A 16582-nucleotide genomic window follows, 5' to 3' on the forward strand; every position below is an offset into this window, starting at 1 on the left:
ATCATGACAATAAACACGGGAAAAACAAAAGCGTCTCAAAAACTGAGACGCTAAATCAAATTTATGTTATTAAAGACTAATAAGCTCCTTTTTCGATATAGTGAGCTGCCACTTTTTCAGTTAAAGCTACTACATTTGGATGGTTGGTATACTTTGTAAATCTTCTTAATCCGGAAAGCATCATTCTCTGCTCATCTCCTTCAGCGAAAGAAATGATTCCTTCTTTAGCGGCAGTGATGATTTTCTCAACAGCTTTGTAAAGGTTCAGCTGAGCCATAGCTGCTTCTACAGATTCAGGAGAGAAGTGTTTCTCTGCTCTTAGTACTGCAGATTCTGCCATGTAGATCTGGTTAAGGATTTCAGAAGCATTCAGTAATAAATGCTGCTGTTTTTCAATATCCATCATATATTTCTGAAGAGCAGCACCGGAAACCATTAAGAAAACTTTCTTAAGGTTAGCGATAATTGCTTTTTCCTCACTCATGAATTCTGAATAATCAGGAACTTCAAATGAAGGAATACCCATCAATTCTTTGCTGATGGCCATTGCAGGAGATAAAAGATCTAATTCACCTTTCATTGCTCTCTTAATAAGCATTCCTACTGCTAGCAATCTGTTGATTTCGTTGGTGCCTTCATAGATTCTTGAAATTCTTGAATCTCTCCATGCTGCTTCCATAGGAGTATCTTCAGAGAATCCCATCCCTCCGTATACCTGAATTCCTTCGTCTGCAGTGTGCTGTGCAAGATCAGAAACGAATACTTTAAGGATTGAACATTCTACCGCGAATTCTTCAACACCTTTCAGTTCTGCTTCCTGGTGGCTTAATCCAGCTGCTACCAGTTCATCAATTTTATCCTGAACGTCTTTAGCTGCTCTGTAAGAACCTGCTTCACTTACGAAAACTCCGGTTGCCATTTCAGCAATTTTCTTTCTGATCGCTCCGAAAGTTGCAATAGAAACACCAAACTGTTTTCTCTCGTTAGAATACTGGATAGAGTGGTTTAAAATTCTTCTCTGTGCATCAAGACAAGCTGCCGCCAATTTGATACGGCCTACGTTCAATGCGTTTAAAGCGATTTTGAAACCATTGTTTCTTTCTCCTAAAAGATTTTCTACAGGAATCTTCATATCATTGAAGAAAACCTGACGTGTAGAAGAAGCACGGATACCCAATTTGTGCTCTTCCTCACCGAAAGTTAAGCTTCCCGGATTTTCAAGTTCAGACCTGTTGATGACAAATCCTGTTATATTTTTATCATCATCAATTTTAGCGAATAATGTGAAGGTATCTGCAAATCCTGCATTAGAGATCCACATTTTCTGTCCGTTGATGATATAATGCTTTCCATCTTCGGAAAGTTTTGCTTTTGTTTTTCCTGAATTAGCATCAGAACCAGCATCCGGCTCTGTCAAACAGTAAGCTCCGAATTTTGTTCCTGCCGCTAAATCCGGAAGGTATTTTTTCTTCTGCTCTTCAGTTCCGTAAAGAACGATTGGAAGCGTACCGATACCCGTGTGTGCTCCATAAGCAGTCGCTAATGAACCTGTAGTTCCGGAAATATAATCGCAGGCAAGCATTGTTGTTACAAAGCCCATTCCAAGACCTCCATATTCTTCAGGAACTGCGATGCCCAGCATACCCATTTCTCCTAATTTACGCATTGTCTCTTCAGTAAATGCATAGTCTTTCTTCTCAAAACGTTCTTTTTGAGGAACGACCTCTCTGTCAATGAATTCTTTTGCAGAATCACGAAGCATCTTTTGCTCCTCGTTCAGTTCTTCAATACTGAAAATTTCGTTTGCAGGAATCTGTTTGATCAGGAATTCCCCTCCTTTTAATGTAGCCATATATTATTTTGTTTTTATAACGATTAATCATTTTGTATAGGTGTATTCATGTAAAATGTATTAATGATTTTAATTTGGATTTCATGAATACATTTTACGTAAATACATCAGTACATTTTTTAAAGTAGCTCAAAAATAGAAGCCGCACCTTGTCCTGTTCCTACACACATAGAAACCATTCCGTATTTGTTACCGCGTCTTCTCATTTCGTCAAGAAGTTGAACAGTAAGTTTCGTTCCTGTACATCCAAGTGGGTGCCCAAGAGCGATAGCTCCTCCGTTTACGTTTAAGATATCAGGGTTTAGTCCTAATTCTTTCTTGATAGCCACTGATTGAGAGGCGAAAGCTTCGTTAAGCTCGATCAAGTCAATATCTTTTAATTCTAAACCTGCCTGTTTCAAAGCTTTTGGAATAGCATAGATGGGACCCATTCCCATGATTCTTGGTTCTAATCCGGCAGCAGCATAAGCTACTAATCTTGCTTCAGGCTCCAGTCCTAATTCTTTTACCATTTCCTCACTCATTACCATTACGAAAGCTGCTCCATCACTCATTTGAGAAGAGTTTCCGGCAGTTACGCTTCCTCCGTTGGCAAATACAGGTCTTAATTTTGCTAAACCAGCTAAAGAAGTATCTGCTCTAGGCCCTTCATCTACTGAAAAATCAAACTTTTTAGTCTGCATTTTCTGGTTTTCGTCCAGAAAATTATATTCTACAGGAATCGAAACAATCTGGTTGGCAAATTTTCCTTCCTGATTCGCTTTTAAAGCTTTCATATGAGATTCAAAAGCAAACTGATCCTGTTCTTCTCTTGTAATATTATATTGTTTTGCAACTTCTTCCGCAGTATAACCCATTCCCCAATAGTAATCAGGGTTTGTTTTTGCGATATCCGTTTCAGGAACTGGCTTATAACCTCCCATCGGAATGTATGACATAGATTCAGTACCACCCGCGATGATACAGTCTGCCATACCAGCCTGGATTTTTGCAGAAGCAATAGCAATCGCTTCACTTCCTGAAGCACAGTATCTGTTCACGGTTACTCCCGGAACTTTATCGGTATTTAACCCCATCAAAGAGATCAGACGTGCAACGTTCAGCCCTTGTTCAGCTTCTGGCATTGCATTTCCTACGATAAGGTCGTCAATTCTGTTTTTATCTAATTGTGGTAGCTCAGCCATTAATTTTTCAATAACGGTAGCCGCCATTACATCAGGTCTTGTAAATCTTAAACTTCCTTTTGGAGCTTTTCCAACGGCAGTTCTGAACCCTTTTACTATGTATGCTGTTTTCATTTTTTTTGTTTAATTAAATTGTTTTAAGAATTTTTGCCTCGTAGAGGTGTAAACTGTTCATAGATCTTTGTTTTTGCTTTTTGTGGAGCTCCGTAGGAGCGATCTGTTAATCATTAATCCATTCAAATAAATATTTTGGATCGTATTCTATCTCAAACTTTGACATAAAATCCAGATATTCTTCTCTAAAAGATTTCTTTTTATGATGTTCTTCCTGATTTAAAATATATTTTACAACGGAATCAACACTGCTTTTAGAATAAGAAAAAGCTCCATACCCTTCCTGCCAATTGAATTTTCCATTAATCCATCCTTTTTCATTAATGAATTTTGAAGAACCCGCTTTAATATCTCTTACTAAATCTGAAACCGAAAGTGTCGGATTCATACTTACAAGAATATGTACATGGTCCGGCATTGCAAAAACTGCGAATAATTTTTGGTTTCTATTGGAAACAATACCTGTAATAAACTGATGTAATTCTTCTCTGTTTTCTTTTGAAATCAGATTTTGTCTTCCTTTTACAGCGAAAACAATTTGAATATAAATCTGAGTGTAGGTATTGGCCATAATTAGCAGGTCGCCTCTACGAGGCTTTCCAATTTTTAAAATTATTCATGCTATTAACAGTTCGCTCCTACGGAGCTTCCTATTAGTTTCTCAAAGGTTTACCATTTTGTAACATATACTGAATTCTTTCCAGAGTTTTTCTTTCTCCGCAAAGCTGAAGGAAAGTTTCTCTTTCAAGGTTCAATAGATACTGTTCTGTTACTACTGTTGGTTCAGATAAGTTTCCGCCTACCATTACGTTGGCCAGTTTATCAGCAATTTTCTTATCGTGTGCAGAAATAAAGTTTCCGGTTAACATCTGGTCTGTTCCTACGTAGAACATTCCTAATGCATCTTTACCAAGAACTTTTACTTTTTGCTCGATAGGTTGTGTATATCCTTGTTCTGCCAATAGTTTTGCAACTTTTTTAGCTTCAGCAATCTGTCTGTTTTTGCTTACGGAAACAATGTCTTTCCCTTTTTCAAGGATTCCCATGTCGTAAGCCTCATAAGCGGAAGTAGCTACTTTACCCATGGCGATGTTCATGAAAGCATCACGAAGTCTGTTATTTTTAACATCATCATTGTGGAATTCTCTGGAAGTTCTTAAAGTCAGTTCTTTAGTACCACCACCACCAGGGATTACACCCACTCCGGTTTCTACCAATCCAATATATGTTTCTGCTGCTGCAACCACTCTGTCAGCATGCATGGTCATTTCGCATCCTCCACCTAAAGTCATTCCGTGAGGAGCAACCACTACAGGAATAGAAGAGTAACGTACTCTCATCATTGATTTCTGGAAATAAGCGATAGCCATATTCAAATCATCCCAATCCTGCTCAATAGCCATCATAAGGATCATAGCAAGGTTAGCTCCAACAGAGAAATTAGCACCCTGGTTTCCAACCACTAGTCCGTCATATTCTTTTTCAGCTAAATCAATGGCTCTGTTTAATCCGTCAAGAACTTCGCCTCCAAGAGAGTTCATTTTTGAACGGATTTCGAAGTTGATGATACCATCTCCTAAATCTTCAATAGCAGCACCGGAATTGCTCCAAAGCGTTTTATTTTTTCTGATATTATCTAAGATGATGAATGCATCCTGACCAGGAATTTTGTTGTATTCTCCTGAATTTTTGTCAACATAAATGCTTTGACCTTCGTCGTTAACTTTGTAGAAAGTTTCTACATTTTTCACCCAGTCTGAAACTTCATATCCTGCATCTTTTGCCAGTTCTATACCTTTCTGAACACCTACAGCATCCCAGATTTCAAATGGTCCGTTTTCCCATCCAAAACCGGCTCTCATAGCGTCGTCTATTTTGTAAACTTCGTCAGAAATTTCAGGAACTTTGTGAGAAACATAAGCGAATAATGCTCCTAAAGACTTTCTGTACAGTTCACCAGCTTTGTCTTTTCCACCGATCAGCACTTTGAATCTGTCAATTGGCTTATCAATAGATTTTGTTAATTCTAAAGTAGGGAAGGATGATTTTCCTTGAAGTTCGTATTCTAAAGTATCAAGGTTTAATCCGTGAATTTCAGATTTTCCTTCTGCGTTTTTCACTTTTTTGTAGAAACCTTGTTCGGTTTTTGAACCTAGCCACTTATTATCCATCATTTTCTGGATATAAGGAGGGAGGGCAAATACATCATTGAAATCATTCGCTTCAGCACCGCTTTGACGAACTCCGTTGGCTACCATTACCAAAGTATCAAGACCTACCACATCAGCTGTTCTGAATGTAGCAGATTTTGGACGCCCGATTACAGGTCCTGTTAATTTATCAACATCAGAAACGGTAAGTCCTAATTTCTGAACGTTGTGAAGAAGATCCATCATAGAGAATACACCGATTCTGTTAGCGATGAAAGCTGGAGTATCTTTAGCTAAAACAGTAGTTTTACCTAAGAATTTTGCTCCATAATTCATATAGAAATCGATGATCTCAGGATCAGTATCGTTAGTTGGGATAATCTCTAAAAGAGGAAGGTATCTTACCGGGTTGAAGAAGTGCGTTCCTGCAAAGTATTTTTTGAAATCCTCACTTCTTCCTTCTGTAAGAAAATGAATAGGAATACCGGATGTATTAGAAGAAATTAAGGTACCCGGTTTTCTGAACTGTTCAATCTTTTCGTATACAGACTTCTTGATATCAAGTCTTTCTACTACTACTTCAATGATCCAGTCTGTATTTTTTATTTTCGGCAAATCATCATCGAAATTTCCGATTGTAATTCTGTCTGCAAACTTAGGTGAATAAAGAAGTGCAGGACTTGCTTTTTTAAGTTTTTCAAAGTTTTCGGAAGCAATTCTGTTTCTTACTACCTTGTCATCTTTGGTCAAACCTTTTTTCTGTTCAGCTTCAGTAAGTTCAAATGGAACAATATCCAAGAGTGATACTTCCACACCAATATTGGCGAAGTGAGCAGCGATACCGCTTCCCATAATTCCTGAACCAAGAACCGTTACATGTTTGATTCTTCTTTTCATATGTAAATTTTTATTTTTTAAAAGATTATATGAACCCGAAGGTGTCATCATAATTTACTTTCTGTTATTCAATAATTCGTTGGCTATTTTCATGATTTCGGTCATCACGTCTTTGAAAGCTTCCAGTTTTTCCGGAGCTATTTTCTCCATTACCTTTTTGTTGAAGTTCACAACGACTTCCTTAGACATGTTTCTGGAGTTTAATCCTTTATCTGTAAGTTTAATGATGACCTCTCTTTTATCAGTAGTGGTCTTTTCCTTATAGATATATCCGTTATCTTCCAGAAGTTTTATGATTCTCGTTAACGAAGTGGGCTCAATAGCCATCTTCGGACCAAGATTGGTACTTCGGGTTCCTTCTTTGGGATCAATTTTTAGAAGAGTTAGTGCCTGTACCGCTGTGGAATCATGTTCCTGGGCTAATTCTGTGTACATTTTAGAAACAGCCAACCAGGTCTGCTTTAAAATTAAATCTACGTTTTCTATTTTTTCCTTATTATTATCCATCATTTTTGCGCCAATGGTTTTACCCAAATTTAATAAATATTATGCATGCATAATATTTATTAACGTTAAATTTTGTTAACAGGCTGTAAATAAACGAATTAAATTATATGATTAGCATAATACTATGCATGCATAGTATGTGAATTAATCAACAGAAAACGTGTATTAATGAATGTTTGTGACTAAATTGATGATTTCTTCAAAAGATTCACATTGATAAGTGGTGGAATCTTTAGTAATTACCCAAAAAGTGTTCTGAAACTCGAAATTGAGGTCAGACAGGTCTTTTTGGAAGTTTTTTTGAAGCAGAGAATACAGCATTTCCTTGTGAAATTGCGGTGCTGAGATAAAAGGTGGGATAAAGGTTTCGTTAATTTGAAATAACGAAGCATTAGTAAGTTCATCATGCTGCAACAAAACGTCCTCTACAATCCCTGAATACAGATGATTTTCCTTTACATACCATATTTTATCTGCAAACTCTTTGGCCAGTCGCCAGTCGTGGGAAGAAAACAGGATAAGTTTATTCTGCTCCTTAGCCAGCTTTCTTAAGGTTTTAAGGATAATGATTTTATTTTTTTCATCCAGATGGGTAGTAGGCTCATCCAGAATAATGATAGGTGAATTTTGAGTAATAGCACGCCCGATAAATGCTTTCTGAAGATTTCCGTCTGACAGGTTTTTTAAAAGAGTATATCTGTACTGAGTAAGACCGAGCTCCTCAATAATATGGGCAACTTCTTCACGGTCTTCTTTTTTTAACTCAAAATAAAAAGGGTAGTAGATGTATTTTCCCAGAGAAATAAGATCCTCAACCGTATAATGCTGCGGGATAACCGATTTGGAAAAGACAATAGCAATATTCTCAGCGATTTCTTTTACAGACAGATCTTTTACATTTTTTCCATTAATGGCGATTTCTCCTTTTAATAAAGAGGTTTGATGCAGAATAGATTTGATTAATGTTGTTTTTCCTACACCGTTATTACCAATCAGCAGACAAACATCCCCAAGCTTCAAATCTGCGCTAGCATTGGAAATTAAAGTTGTGTTGTAGCCAATATCTGATTGTTTAATCTGTAGGTGCATGTTTTTATTGGTTATACGCAAAGGCGTAAAATTTTTTACAAAAATAAGGTTTTAAGGCTCAGGGAATCTGACTTTTTTAAATTTTTATCCTATAAATTGTTTACAATTCTTATTACTCCGTTTTTGAAAACATCAGATTGAAAGTTGAGCAGCATACCTAATTTGCAGTTTGACATTTTTAAATAGGTTAGTAATTGAGCTTTATGAGTGGGGCTAATGTAATCAACTGCTTTTATTTCCAGTATTACCTTGTTTTCAATTATCATATCAAGTCTGAAAGCATTTTCTATTCTCAAATCTTCATAAACAATCGGAAGTAATTTTTGTTTTTCTACATGAATACCGGATTTTGTTAGTTCATAGAACATACATTCTTCATATACATGTTCAAATAATCCTGCTCCAAGCTTTTTATGAATTTTTAAACCGGTTTCAAAAACTACTTTTGATAATTCATTTTCTGTCATTTGTTGTGTTTTATTGAGTTTAAATATATGAATAGTTGCTTAACTATTATTAATGATGTACATTTTAAAACGTAGTAAATCTATACCTATTGATGCGAAATGTTGGATAAACGCGAAGGCGCAAAGGCTTTTAATCTGTTAGGTATATTTTAAGGTGCGAGAAAATCGAAGATTTTCAGCAAGGGGTTGGGGATATTTTTTGTTTAGAATATTTAAAATATGCAGTACTCAATTTTATCGGAGATAAAATCTTTGCGTCTTAAAAATATGTAGATTTTAAAAGTTTCTTGCGCCTTTGTGTTTCCAACAAAAAAATCTAAACTCTATTCTGCTTCAAAAGCATCATCAGAATCACAGGAATACCGAATACAGAACTGATTACATTCAAAGGGATCTGTGTTTTCTCAGCAATTATAGAGAAGAATAACATGATCAGTATTCCCAGAAACATATTAAGAATCCATTGCTGCCATAATTTTGAAGGATTATAAACGAGTCTGCAGAAGTGAGGAACAATAATTCCGATAAATAAAATAGGGCCTAAAAATGCCGTAACAGACGCTGATAGGAGAGAAGATGCAACAATGATTAAAAGCTTTAACTGTTTCAGGTTAACACCTAAACTTTGAGCATAGGAATTACCCAGTGAGTTTCCAATAAGTGGTTTTATAGCTTTGAAACAGATAAACATACCAATTGAGACTAAGATAAAGAGCACATAAATCTGGTTTCTCGTCACCATATTATTCGCTCCGAAAGACCATAAAATATAGTTTTTCAGGCTTTGATTTTCTGCATAAAACTGAAGAAGAGATACAATGGCACCGGCAAAAGCAGATACCAGGAATCCGAAAATAATAAGATAGGATTTGTCCTGAAATCTATTCGACATGGACAGTAGTATCAACATTAACAGCAAACTTCCTCCAATGGCCGATAGGCTAAGGAAGCTGTTCTGTAAAAATTCAGGGAGTAAAATATGGTGAGAAAAGAAAATATAAAAGGCAACCGACAGACTGGCAACTGAAGTAATTCCCAGTATATCAGGTCCTGCCAGCGGATTTTGGAAATATTCCTGCATCAGAAAACCTGAAGTGGGAATTGAAATTCCAGCCAGCATCATGACCAGAACCCTGTTAATACGGATTTCGGCAATCTGGCTATGAGCAGACTCCTGAAAGAAATCCTGGAAGCTTAAACTTAAAAATCCTGTGTTCAGATTAATGACAGCGCTTACAAGAATGGCAATCACAAATAACAAACACAGGATTTTAAATCTTTTTGACATGATTCAGAAAGAGTTCAGTCTATTTTTATTTTAAGAAAGAATCGATTTTTGAATTCAATACATCTTCCGTCATCATTCCCAGATACTCATCAGTTTTATCTCCTTTTCTCATGAAAGTGAAAGGAATAGAACCACCGTCCCATTGTTTGAAATTATGATGGAAGAAGTTTTGATCTAATTTTTGTCCGTCCAGTAAAATAATGTTTCCTCCCAGTTTATTTTCTGTAGCAAAATTTTTCACAGCACCAGCCCATTCTGCCTTATCATCAAGGTTTACGAAAGTGAATTTTACAGGTTTCCCCTTCAATTCCTCCATTTTACTTTTAAAACTTGGAATTTCTTTCATACATGGCCCACACCAGGTTGCAAAAAAATTAGTTACGTATAGAGTATCATTATTTTTTGCTAAATGCTGACTTACACTTTCAGGAGAAAGTTCTTTAGGAAGAGCCGTACTTCCTTCCGAATCTGTAGTTTGAGATACAGAAACAGAGTTCGCACCTGCTGTATTTTCAGTTTTCTGACCTTCTTTTTTACAGCTGTACAGTGCAGTAAGAAGTAACGTGGATAAAATTATCTTCTTCATAAATTATTTTTTATCTATTTTTGAATTGAAGTTATGGAACAACAAATCTATAAAGGGAAACTGATACAGTTTCATCCGTTAAAAATAGCGAAAAAGGAAGAGCTGACCAAAAATACTTTTTCTCTGGAGTTTGAAATTCCTGAGAATGTAAAGGAAAATTTCAAGTTTGAAGCAGGGCAGTTCGTCAGTATACGATTTCAATCACATGGAAAAGAGGTTATTAATGATTATTCAATGACTTCGGCTCCTTATGAGGAAAAAATATGTTTGGGGATAAAGGTTAATTCTCCTGATGGCGCGACTTCGCAGTTATTTCATAACTATAATGAAGGCGATATGCTGTGGGTGAGTGAGCCCGCAGGAAGATTTACCATTGTATCAAAACCCAGCGAATTCAGGACCATTGTGGCCTTTGCTGCCGGTATAGGGATTACTCCTATTTTAAGTCACTTTAAAAATATTCTTCATAACGAACCAAGAACGCGGCTGTTTTTATTCTTTGGGAATAAAAGCTCAGATGAGCTTGTTTATCGTGATCAGCTGGATAATCTTGCCAGAACCTGTGGTGACAGACTTCAGATATTTTATTTTTTTTCAAGGGAAAAAACAGCAGACCAGTTTTTTTATGGGAGGCTGGATGAAAAGAAACTGGCTCTCATCATCAATCAGATCCTTCATTTGGATGATACAGACGAAGAATCTACCATTTGGGATGCAGTAGATGAAGTGCTGATCTGTGGAAAAGGGGAAATGATTAAAACATTAGCTAATGCCTGCTATCACCATGGAATTCCGAAAAAGAATATTCATTTTGAGCTTTTTGAAGAATTTAATGATGATATTTATCCTGTAGAAAAAGAATTTCCTTTGATTGAAAATATTGAGGTGGAATTTACCATGCTTGGAAAAAAATATACTACCCAGCTTGCTGATAATAAGGATAAATTGTTGCAACAGCTTCTTATTCAGAAATTTCCGGTTCCTTATTCATGTAAGTCAGGGATTTGTGGAAGTTGTGAATGTTCTTTAGAAGAAGGGGAAGTGGAACTGCTGGAGAATGAATATCTTACCGAAAAAGAAGAAGAACAGGGACATATTTTAGCTTGCATGTCTATTGTGAAAAGTAAAAAAATAAAGCTTAACTTTGATCTTAGTTGAGAATTATACGGAACATATTTAACCTGGGTTTTATATCATTGGAATTGGGAATTCTGATGATATGCTTCTGTAATGTGTGGGTTTTTGGGCTTACCAACGGAAGAACGTATACCAAAATCTCAAAAATTCCGCCCAGGGAAATCGCTTTGGTTCTGGGAACATCCCCTAAAATGAGATCCGGAAAATCTAATCCTTATTTCACGAAAAGAATGGATGCTGCGGCCCTTCTTTACCATCATGGAAAGATCAAGAAAATTATCGTAAGCGGGGAGAAAAGTAAAGGCTACAATGAACCGGCAGCTATGAAAAACTATCTGATCAATCAGGAAGGGGTTCCGGAAGATATTATTGTGGAAGATCCGAAAGGCTTCAATACCTATAAAAGTATTCTTCGCTGCAAGGATGTTTATAAAAAGAAAAACGTGATTATCGTATCTCAGGGATTTCATAATCTGAGGGCGCTGTTTTTTGCAAGAAACAATGATATGAATGCATTAGGTTTTGATGCACAGGATGTCTCGAAGCCGGAAAGCTTCTACAGAAACCAGACGAGGGAAATCCTCGCCCGGGTAATTGCTGTAGTGTATTTTATTTTAGGCGTTTCTCCAGATTAGAAAGGATATCCGAATGCGATATTAACTGTAGGTTTGAATGGCTGGAAATACTTGAATCTCCATCGGTCTCCATCAGGTTTATTCGGGTCATAGATCTTGTAAGCAAGGTCAATTCTGGCCGTTACATAGGCAATATTTAGCCTTAATCCGAATCCACTTCCAATTCCCACCTGTTTCAGGAATTTATTGAATTTAAACTCATCTCCGTATCCATCATTGTAATTACGAAGGCTCCATGTGTTTCCGATATCGGTAAATAAAGCTCCTTCATAGGTTTTGTTGAATGGAATTCGGTATTCAATATTGGTGGTAAGCTTTAAGTTGTCCGTCATATAAGTACGCACTCTTTCATCTACCTGAGAATCTGCAGGACCTAATCCTCCAAATGCAACCCAAGCTCTGATATCATTAGAACCTCCATTGAAATAAGACTTGATAATCGGCATGTCCTGAGAGTTTCCATACGGAATTCCAACCCCGATAAACTGACGAAGCACTAAGGTTTGGTTTCCATTAAACTTGAAATATTTTCTGGCATCAATATCAAACTTTACAAACTGTGCATAAGGTAACCCGAAAATAGTTTTTTGAGGACTGGTAACAACTCCACCGCCATTATCTTTTTTGTTGAATAAGCTTAGAATATTACCGGCTAATTCAACTTTCCCGTTGAAGTAAAATGCATTGGGATATTCTTTTTTCCCGATTTCGCTGTATACAAAGTTGTAAATCATGGAAGAAATTAGAACGTCCTGTGTCTGTCTATCTTTATTAACCAAAGTTCCTCTGAAGGCCGTTAAAAGATCTTTTCCCTGCTGATTAAGGCTGGCCTGATAACTTTCATTCTGAAGAATCCTTTTGGAAACTTCGTCCACGGTAAGTTTTCCGTCTTTATAATCTTGCCCGGTTTGCTGAGTTTCCGGATTAAACATAAAATAATTCCCGAAAACTTCATCTTTTACCTTTCCGTCATTCACAAAATAATCGTAGTACGCATCTTTATTTTTAGTTAAGCTGACCTGGGTGTTGAATAAAGTAAGCTTATGATATACCTGATCATTTACGCTGGCCTGATAATTTAATCCGGTATTGAAAATAAGTCTCCCCAAACCGATATTGTTCTGTATAGACGCTCCCAGCAAAATAGAAGAAGTTGGGGTATATCTTTTAGGAATTAATTTGTAATAATTAATAGGAAGCAGCAACCTTGGGAAATTCAAAGATGCCTGAGCGGATATTTCGTAAGCAGCCACTCTCTTATCAATATCTTTTGTACTTCTGATGGATCCAAACGTTCCTGAAAGGCTGGTAGAAAGGTTTTCTGCCCCTCTGAAAACATTTCGGGTAGTAAGGTCTACTGAAGGAGAGATCCCCAGATTCAGGATCTGAGAATAATTGATATCTGTTCCCAGTTTAAATTCATACTTAGGAAGTGGTTTCAGTACATATAAAACATCCACAATACTGTCGTTAGGAGCAGTAATTCCGCCTTGTCTCAGAGAGTCTCTTGCTTTAACGATGCTAAAGTTGTTCATCGCCAAAAGATTTCTCTTGGTAACATCCAGTTTGCTTTGGTCAAATACTTTTTTGCTGTCCGGAATAATAGCTCTCCATATTGATGAGATTTTATATTTATCATTCACCGTATGGAATCTTATTCTTCTTAAGCTGTCTTTCTTTGTATTTTTAGGATAATCTCTGGGTTCATCCACAATGGCAACATCAATATTTCCAAAAGTAGCAATTTTATAAGGAGTATCCAGAGAATCTTTATGAATTTCAAGCGTTAAAGGAATCTGCTTTCTGCTTTTAAGAGAATCTGCCACGAAATACACTTCATCATTCAATGCATTAAACCTGTAGAATCCAAACTCCCTCATCTGTTCGGTAATTCTGGTTACCTCTCTTTCAAGAACAGTCTGGTCAAGAATCTGCCCGGATCTCACAAGACTTTTATTTAAGAAAGAACTGTAATATCCTTTGATCCCCTGATCCGGAATATTGTAAAAATAATCTTTAATACGGGTTGGTTCGTTATGTTTGATGGAATAACTTACAGACGCTTTTTTAGAAGCAGAATCCAGAGAATGCTTAAAGGTCACATCAGCATCCCAATATCCTCTGTAGGTAAGTCTTTTCTTGATAGATTCAGCACTTTTTTCACTTCTTGTCTGATCCAGAATGACAGGTGCTGTGCCCCAATTATGCAATAAACGATCAAAAAGCAGACTTTTTCCAACACTGCTTTTCATATTATATTTAAGGAATAAAGAATCTCTCAGTTTCTGATTTCTCATCTCACCGGGATACGTCATATACTCATTCAGTATTGTGTCATATTTTGTATCCGCCATGTTATACAGAAGTAAACTTAATGGCATGAAAAGAAATTGCTTTTTATTGGGCTTTTGCTGAATATAATCTTTCAGTTCTTCATCGAAAAATTCTCTCTTATCCTCGAACCCTAAAGTGTTCTTAGTAAGCAGATATTCGCCTTCCGGAACTTTTTTTGTCGTACTACAAGCATAAAGGAGACCAACAAATGTTGCAAATGAGATAATTTTATAATATTTTTGAGGAGAATTCTTATAATGCTTACAGCTCATACAATAAAAGTTTTACAATCTTTAGATAAAAAGAAGTTCAGACAAAAATACAATTTGTTTTTGGTTGAAGGTAATAAAATCATTTGTGAACTTTTTAATTCTAACATTAAAATTAAGGAAATATTGTCAACGGATCCACAAAAATTGGACCGTACTGATATTCCTATTACCCATATCTCTGAAAATGAATTAAAAAAAATTAGTTTTCTTAAAACCCCAAAAGATTCTGTAGCGGTATGTTATCTTGTCGAAGAAGAAAAACTGGAGGATAAGAATATACAGCTGGTTTTGGATGGGATACAGGATCCCGGAAATTTGGGAACCATTATACGTTTGGCAGACTGGTTCGGAATCGAGCAGATTATTTGCAGCGAAGATACCGTAGATGTTTACAACCCGAAAGTGATACAGGCGACAATGGGTTCTTTCACCAGAGTAAATATGGTTTATACTGATCTTGCAGCATATCTTTCTGCAACAGAAAATGTAAATATCGGAACAGATATGGAAGGGGAGAACATCTATACTTTTCAGAAACCAGAAAAGATCAATCTTATTTTAGGAAACGAAGGAAACGGAATGAGGCCGGAAACAGAGACGCTTCTACAGAAGAGTATCAGCATTCCAAGGTTTGGAAAATCCCAGTCTACAGAAAGCCTGAATGTATCAATGGCTGCAGGGATTATTTTAGGACAGTTATTTTCAAAATAGAAAATTAGAAACCAGAGGTTATAAATTATTGTAAAATATTACTGAATAATCTAGCGTCTGGTTTCTAATATCTTATTTTTAGATCAATTGTTCCAAACTTGAAACACTTTTGTTTTTCTGATATACTTCCATCTTTTTTCTGACATATTTCAATGCTATAGGAGCAAGATAGATTAATGCAGCGCCAATCAGTTTTTTCTTCCAGTTGGAGCTTTTCATATTCTTTTTGGCATAATTTCCTACGATAGCCGTAACGCCCAGCTTTACAAGACTGTCTGTAATATTCCCGCCTTTGAAAGCAGAACTGGCAAGTCCTACCGCTGTGTTTTTACTAATCAGAAGGTCTTTTACCTCTGAAGTAAGCTGTTTGGCAATGACATCCTTTCTCAGAACTACTTTTTCATCACCGTCTTCATCTATCTTTTCCTGAAGATACTGATCACTTAAACCATTGGTAAATGCACTTAAGCTTTCTTTTGTATTTTTGAAGGTAAGAAGATTTTCAAGATCACTTATTTCACCCTGAAGCAGTTTTTTCTTTCTTCTTAATTCTTCTATGCTCTCGTATTTTCTGCCCATAGTTTAATGATTTAAAAATTTAATAACCTGATCTGCAACAGTATTCACAATCTTATTTTTGAAGGCAATCACAAACGCCATTACCAGTGCATAAAATGCAGCCACAATTAAGAATCCGTATGAGTAATTATCCAGTGCTTTGCCAATAAGAAAAGCAATTCCAAAATTGAAAAGGATAATAAAAAAAGCAAAAGCAACAAGCAGTACTACAAAGTAAGTGATGAGCCCAGCGGAAAGGGACGACTTTTCTGTCGCTTCAATTTTCAGAAGATCTATTCTCTTGGAGGCATATTCTTTAATAGTTTCTATCATTGTTTTTTTTTAAAGTTACAAAAAAAGGAACTTTTGCACAAAAGTTCCTTTCTGTAATTTACTTAAAAAAGATAAATTACTTATTTTTTTAGATCATTCAGTTCCGCTTCTACATCTTTTGCCAAATCTGCAGTTTTAGAAACAATCTGATCTTTGTATTTATCATATCCGTCTTTCACAGTATGTGCTACGCTGCTTGCCGTTTCTTTGAAAGTAGAAGAAATATTGCCATATTGGTCTTTTACTTTTTCAGAAACCTCTCCGTATTTATTTTTAGCCTGATCTTTAAGATCATTTGCTTTAGTTTTGATTTTTTTTCTGGTTTCTTTACCTTCTTCCGGTGCGTATAACATTCCTAAGATTACACCTGCTGCAGCACCTGCAAGAAGTCCTGCCAATATACCTGCTGTATTATTTCCTTTTCTAGACATTTTAAGTTTTTTAATAATTAATAATAAATTAGTTTTT

At 36.2% G+C, this 16582-nt stretch carries 16 protein-coding genes; 3 read left to right on the top strand and 13 right to left on the bottom strand.

The annotated features are described in order from the left end of the window. Positions 1–76: 76 nt before the first annotated feature. The 9 genes from CLU97_RS09230 to CLU97_RS09270 all read right to left on the bottom strand — a co-directional run bounded on the left by CLU97_RS09230 (position 77) and on the right by CLU97_RS09270 (position 10134). A complete protein-coding gene (locus CLU97_RS09230; protein ID WP_121487665.1) occupies positions 77–1852 on the bottom strand; it encodes an acyl-CoA dehydrogenase family protein in 1776 nt (591 codons plus the stop codon). Between the two features lie 119 nt (positions 1853–1971). Next, positions 1972–3150 (bottom strand): thiolase family protein, encoded by a 1179-nt coding sequence (locus tag CLU97_RS09235; RefSeq protein ID WP_121487666.1) that lies wholly within the window; start codon positions 3148–3150, stop codon positions 1972–1974. Positions 3151–3256: 106 nt separating this feature from the next. Beyond that, positions 3257–3721: an IS200/IS605 family transposase gene (gene tnpA / locus CLU97_RS09240; RefSeq protein ID WP_121487667.1), complete on the bottom strand. Its 465-nt coding sequence runs from the start codon at positions 3719–3721 to the stop codon at positions 3257–3259. Positions 3722–3803: 82 nt separating this feature from the next. After that, the gene (locus tag CLU97_RS09245) at positions 3804–6197 is read right to left on the bottom strand and encodes a 3-hydroxyacyl-CoA dehydrogenase/enoyl-CoA hydratase family protein (RefSeq protein WP_121489691.1); all 2394 of its coding nucleotides are present in this window, start codon (positions 6195–6197) and stop codon (positions 3804–3806) included. A 54-nt stretch (positions 6198–6251) separates the two neighbouring features. Continuing rightward, positions 6252–6704 carry a MarR family winged helix-turn-helix transcriptional regulator gene (locus CLU97_RS09250; protein WP_105703816.1) on the bottom strand — a complete coding sequence of 151 codons (453 nt, stop codon included), beginning with the start codon at positions 6702–6704 and terminating at the stop codon, positions 6252–6254. 165 nt (positions 6705–6869) lie between these two features. Beyond that, the gene (locus CLU97_RS09255; protein ID WP_121487668.1) at positions 6870–7793 is read right to left on the bottom strand and encodes an ABC transporter ATP-binding protein; all 924 of its coding nucleotides are present in this window, start codon (positions 7791–7793) and stop codon (positions 6870–6872) included. Positions 7794–7882: 89 nt separating this feature from the next. Beyond that, entirely contained in the window at positions 7883–8260 is a 378-nt protein-coding gene (locus CLU97_RS09260) for a GxxExxY protein (RefSeq protein ID WP_121487669.1), read from the bottom strand. Between the two features lie 316 nt (positions 8261–8576). Then, a complete protein-coding gene (locus CLU97_RS09265) occupies positions 8577–9548 on the bottom strand; it encodes an iron ABC transporter permease (protein ID WP_183084544.1) in 972 nt (323 codons plus the stop codon). A 25-nt stretch (positions 9549–9573) separates the two neighbouring features. Next, positions 9574–10134 (bottom strand): TlpA family protein disulfide reductase, encoded by a 561-nt coding sequence (locus CLU97_RS09270; RefSeq protein WP_121487671.1) that lies wholly within the window; start codon positions 10132–10134, stop codon positions 9574–9576. A gap of 33 nt (positions 10135–10167) precedes the next feature. On the opposite strand from CLU97_RS09270, the gene CLU97_RS09275 reads away from it, so the two are divergent. Continuing rightward, entirely contained in the window at positions 10168–11292 is a 1125-nt protein-coding gene (locus CLU97_RS09275) for a ferredoxin--NADP reductase (protein ID WP_121487672.1), read from the top strand. A gap of 56 nt (positions 11293–11348) precedes the next feature. Beyond that, the gene (locus CLU97_RS09280) at positions 11349–11906 is read left to right on the top strand and encodes a vancomycin high temperature exclusion protein (protein ID WP_410493421.1); all 558 of its coding nucleotides are present in this window, start codon (positions 11349–11351) and stop codon (positions 11904–11906) included. Here the strand turns inward: CLU97_RS09280 and CLU97_RS09285 are convergent. Further along, on the bottom strand, positions 11903–14512 hold the full coding sequence (locus CLU97_RS09285) for a BamA/TamA family outer membrane protein (RefSeq protein ID WP_121487673.1): 2610 nt from the start codon (positions 14510–14512) through the stop codon (positions 11903–11905). The genes CLU97_RS09280 and CLU97_RS09285 overlap by 4 nt on opposite strands. Between CLU97_RS09285 and CLU97_RS09290 the strand changes: the two genes are divergently transcribed. Next, positions 14498–15223: a TrmH family RNA methyltransferase gene (locus CLU97_RS09290; protein ID WP_121487674.1), complete on the top strand. Its 726-nt coding sequence runs from the start codon at positions 14498–14500 to the stop codon at positions 15221–15223. The genes CLU97_RS09285 and CLU97_RS09290 overlap by 15 nt on opposite strands. A 78-nt stretch (positions 15224–15301) precedes the next feature. Here the strand turns inward: CLU97_RS09290 and CLU97_RS09295 are convergent, their stop codons facing one another. The 3 genes from CLU97_RS09295 to CLU97_RS09305 all read right to left on the bottom strand — a co-directional run bounded on the left by CLU97_RS09295 (position 15302) and on the right by CLU97_RS09305 (position 16545). Further along, complete coding sequence (locus CLU97_RS09295; RefSeq protein ID WP_121487675.1) at positions 15302–15802, bottom strand: phosphoribosyl-ATP pyrophosphatase; 501 nt, start codon at positions 15800–15802, stop codon at positions 15302–15304. A gap of 3 nt (positions 15803–15805) precedes the next feature. Beyond that, positions 15806–16114 carry a phage holin family protein gene (locus CLU97_RS09300; protein WP_047496002.1) on the bottom strand — a complete coding sequence of 103 codons (309 nt, stop codon included), beginning with the start codon at positions 16112–16114 and terminating at the stop codon, positions 15806–15808. An 80-nt stretch (positions 16115–16194) separates the two neighbouring features. Next, positions 16195–16545 carry a YtxH domain-containing protein gene (locus CLU97_RS09305; RefSeq protein WP_034694334.1) on the bottom strand — a complete coding sequence of 117 codons (351 nt, stop codon included), beginning with the start codon at positions 16543–16545 and terminating at the stop codon, positions 16195–16197. Positions 16546–16582 lie beyond the last annotated feature (37 nt).

It is taken from the genome of Chryseobacterium sp. 7 (genome assembly GCF_003663845.1).
In the GTDB taxonomy this organism is placed as follows: Bacteria; Bacteroidota; Bacteroidia; order Flavobacteriales; family Weeksellaceae; genus Chryseobacterium.

What these genes read in the sequence shown, in the direction of transcription:
- CLU97_RS09235 (WP_121487666.1), bottom strand. Translation starts at nt 3,150, where the DNA reads ATGAAAACAGCATACATAGTAAAAGGGTTCAGAACTGCCGTTGGAAAA.
- CLU97_RS09295 (WP_121487675.1), bottom strand. Translation starts at nt 15,802, where the DNA reads ATGGGCAGAAAATACGAGAGCATAGAAGAATTAAGAAGAAAGAAAAAA.
- CLU97_RS09270 (WP_121487671.1), bottom strand. Translation starts at nt 10,134, where the DNA reads ATGAAGAAGATAATTTTATCCACGTTACTTCTTACTGCACTGTACAGC.
- CLU97_RS09230 (WP_121487665.1), bottom strand. Translation starts at nt 1,852, where the DNA reads ATGGCTACATTAAAAGGAGGGGAATTCCTGATCAAACAGATTCCTGCA.
- tnpA (WP_121487667.1), bottom strand. Translation starts at nt 3,721, where the DNA reads ATGGCCAATACCTACACTCAGATTTATATTCAAATTGTTTTCGCTGTA.
- CLU97_RS09260 (WP_121487669.1), bottom strand. Translation starts at nt 8,260, where the DNA reads ATGACAGAAAATGAATTATCAAAAGTAGTTTTTGAAACCGGTTTAAAA.
- CLU97_RS09305 (WP_034694334.1), bottom strand. Translation starts at nt 16,545, where the DNA reads ATGTCTAGAAAAGGAAATAATACAGCAGGTATATTGGCAGGACTTCTT.
- CLU97_RS09255 (WP_121487668.1), bottom strand. Translation starts at nt 7,793, where the DNA reads ATGCACCTACAGATTAAACAATCAGATATTGGCTACAACACAACTTTA.
- CLU97_RS09250 (WP_105703816.1), bottom strand. Translation starts at nt 6,704, where the DNA reads ATGGATAATAATAAGGAAAAAATAGAAAACGTAGATTTAATTTTAAAG.
- CLU97_RS09275 (WP_121487672.1), top strand. Translation starts at nt 10,168, where the DNA reads ATGGAACAACAAATCTATAAAGGGAAACTGATACAGTTTCATCCGTTA.
- CLU97_RS09265 (WP_183084544.1), bottom strand. Translation starts at nt 9,548, where the DNA reads ATGTCAAAAAGATTTAAAATCCTGTGTTTGTTATTTGTGATTGCCATT.
- CLU97_RS09300 (WP_047496002.1), bottom strand. Translation starts at nt 16,114, where the DNA reads ATGATAGAAACTATTAAAGAATATGCCTCCAAGAGAATAGATCTTCTG.
- CLU97_RS09280 (WP_410493421.1), top strand. Translation starts at nt 11,349, where the DNA reads ATGATATGCTTCTGTAATGTGTGGGTTTTTGGGCTTACCAACGGAAGA.
- CLU97_RS09290 (WP_121487674.1), top strand. Translation starts at nt 14,498, where the DNA reads ATGCTTACAGCTCATACAATAAAAGTTTTACAATCTTTAGATAAAAAG.
- CLU97_RS09245 (WP_121489691.1), bottom strand. Translation starts at nt 6,197, where the DNA reads ATGAAAAGAAGAATCAAACATGTAACGGTTCTTGGTTCAGGAATTATG.
- CLU97_RS09285 (WP_121487673.1), bottom strand. Translation starts at nt 14,512, where the DNA reads ATGAGCTGTAAGCATTATAAGAATTCTCCTCAAAAATATTATAAAATT.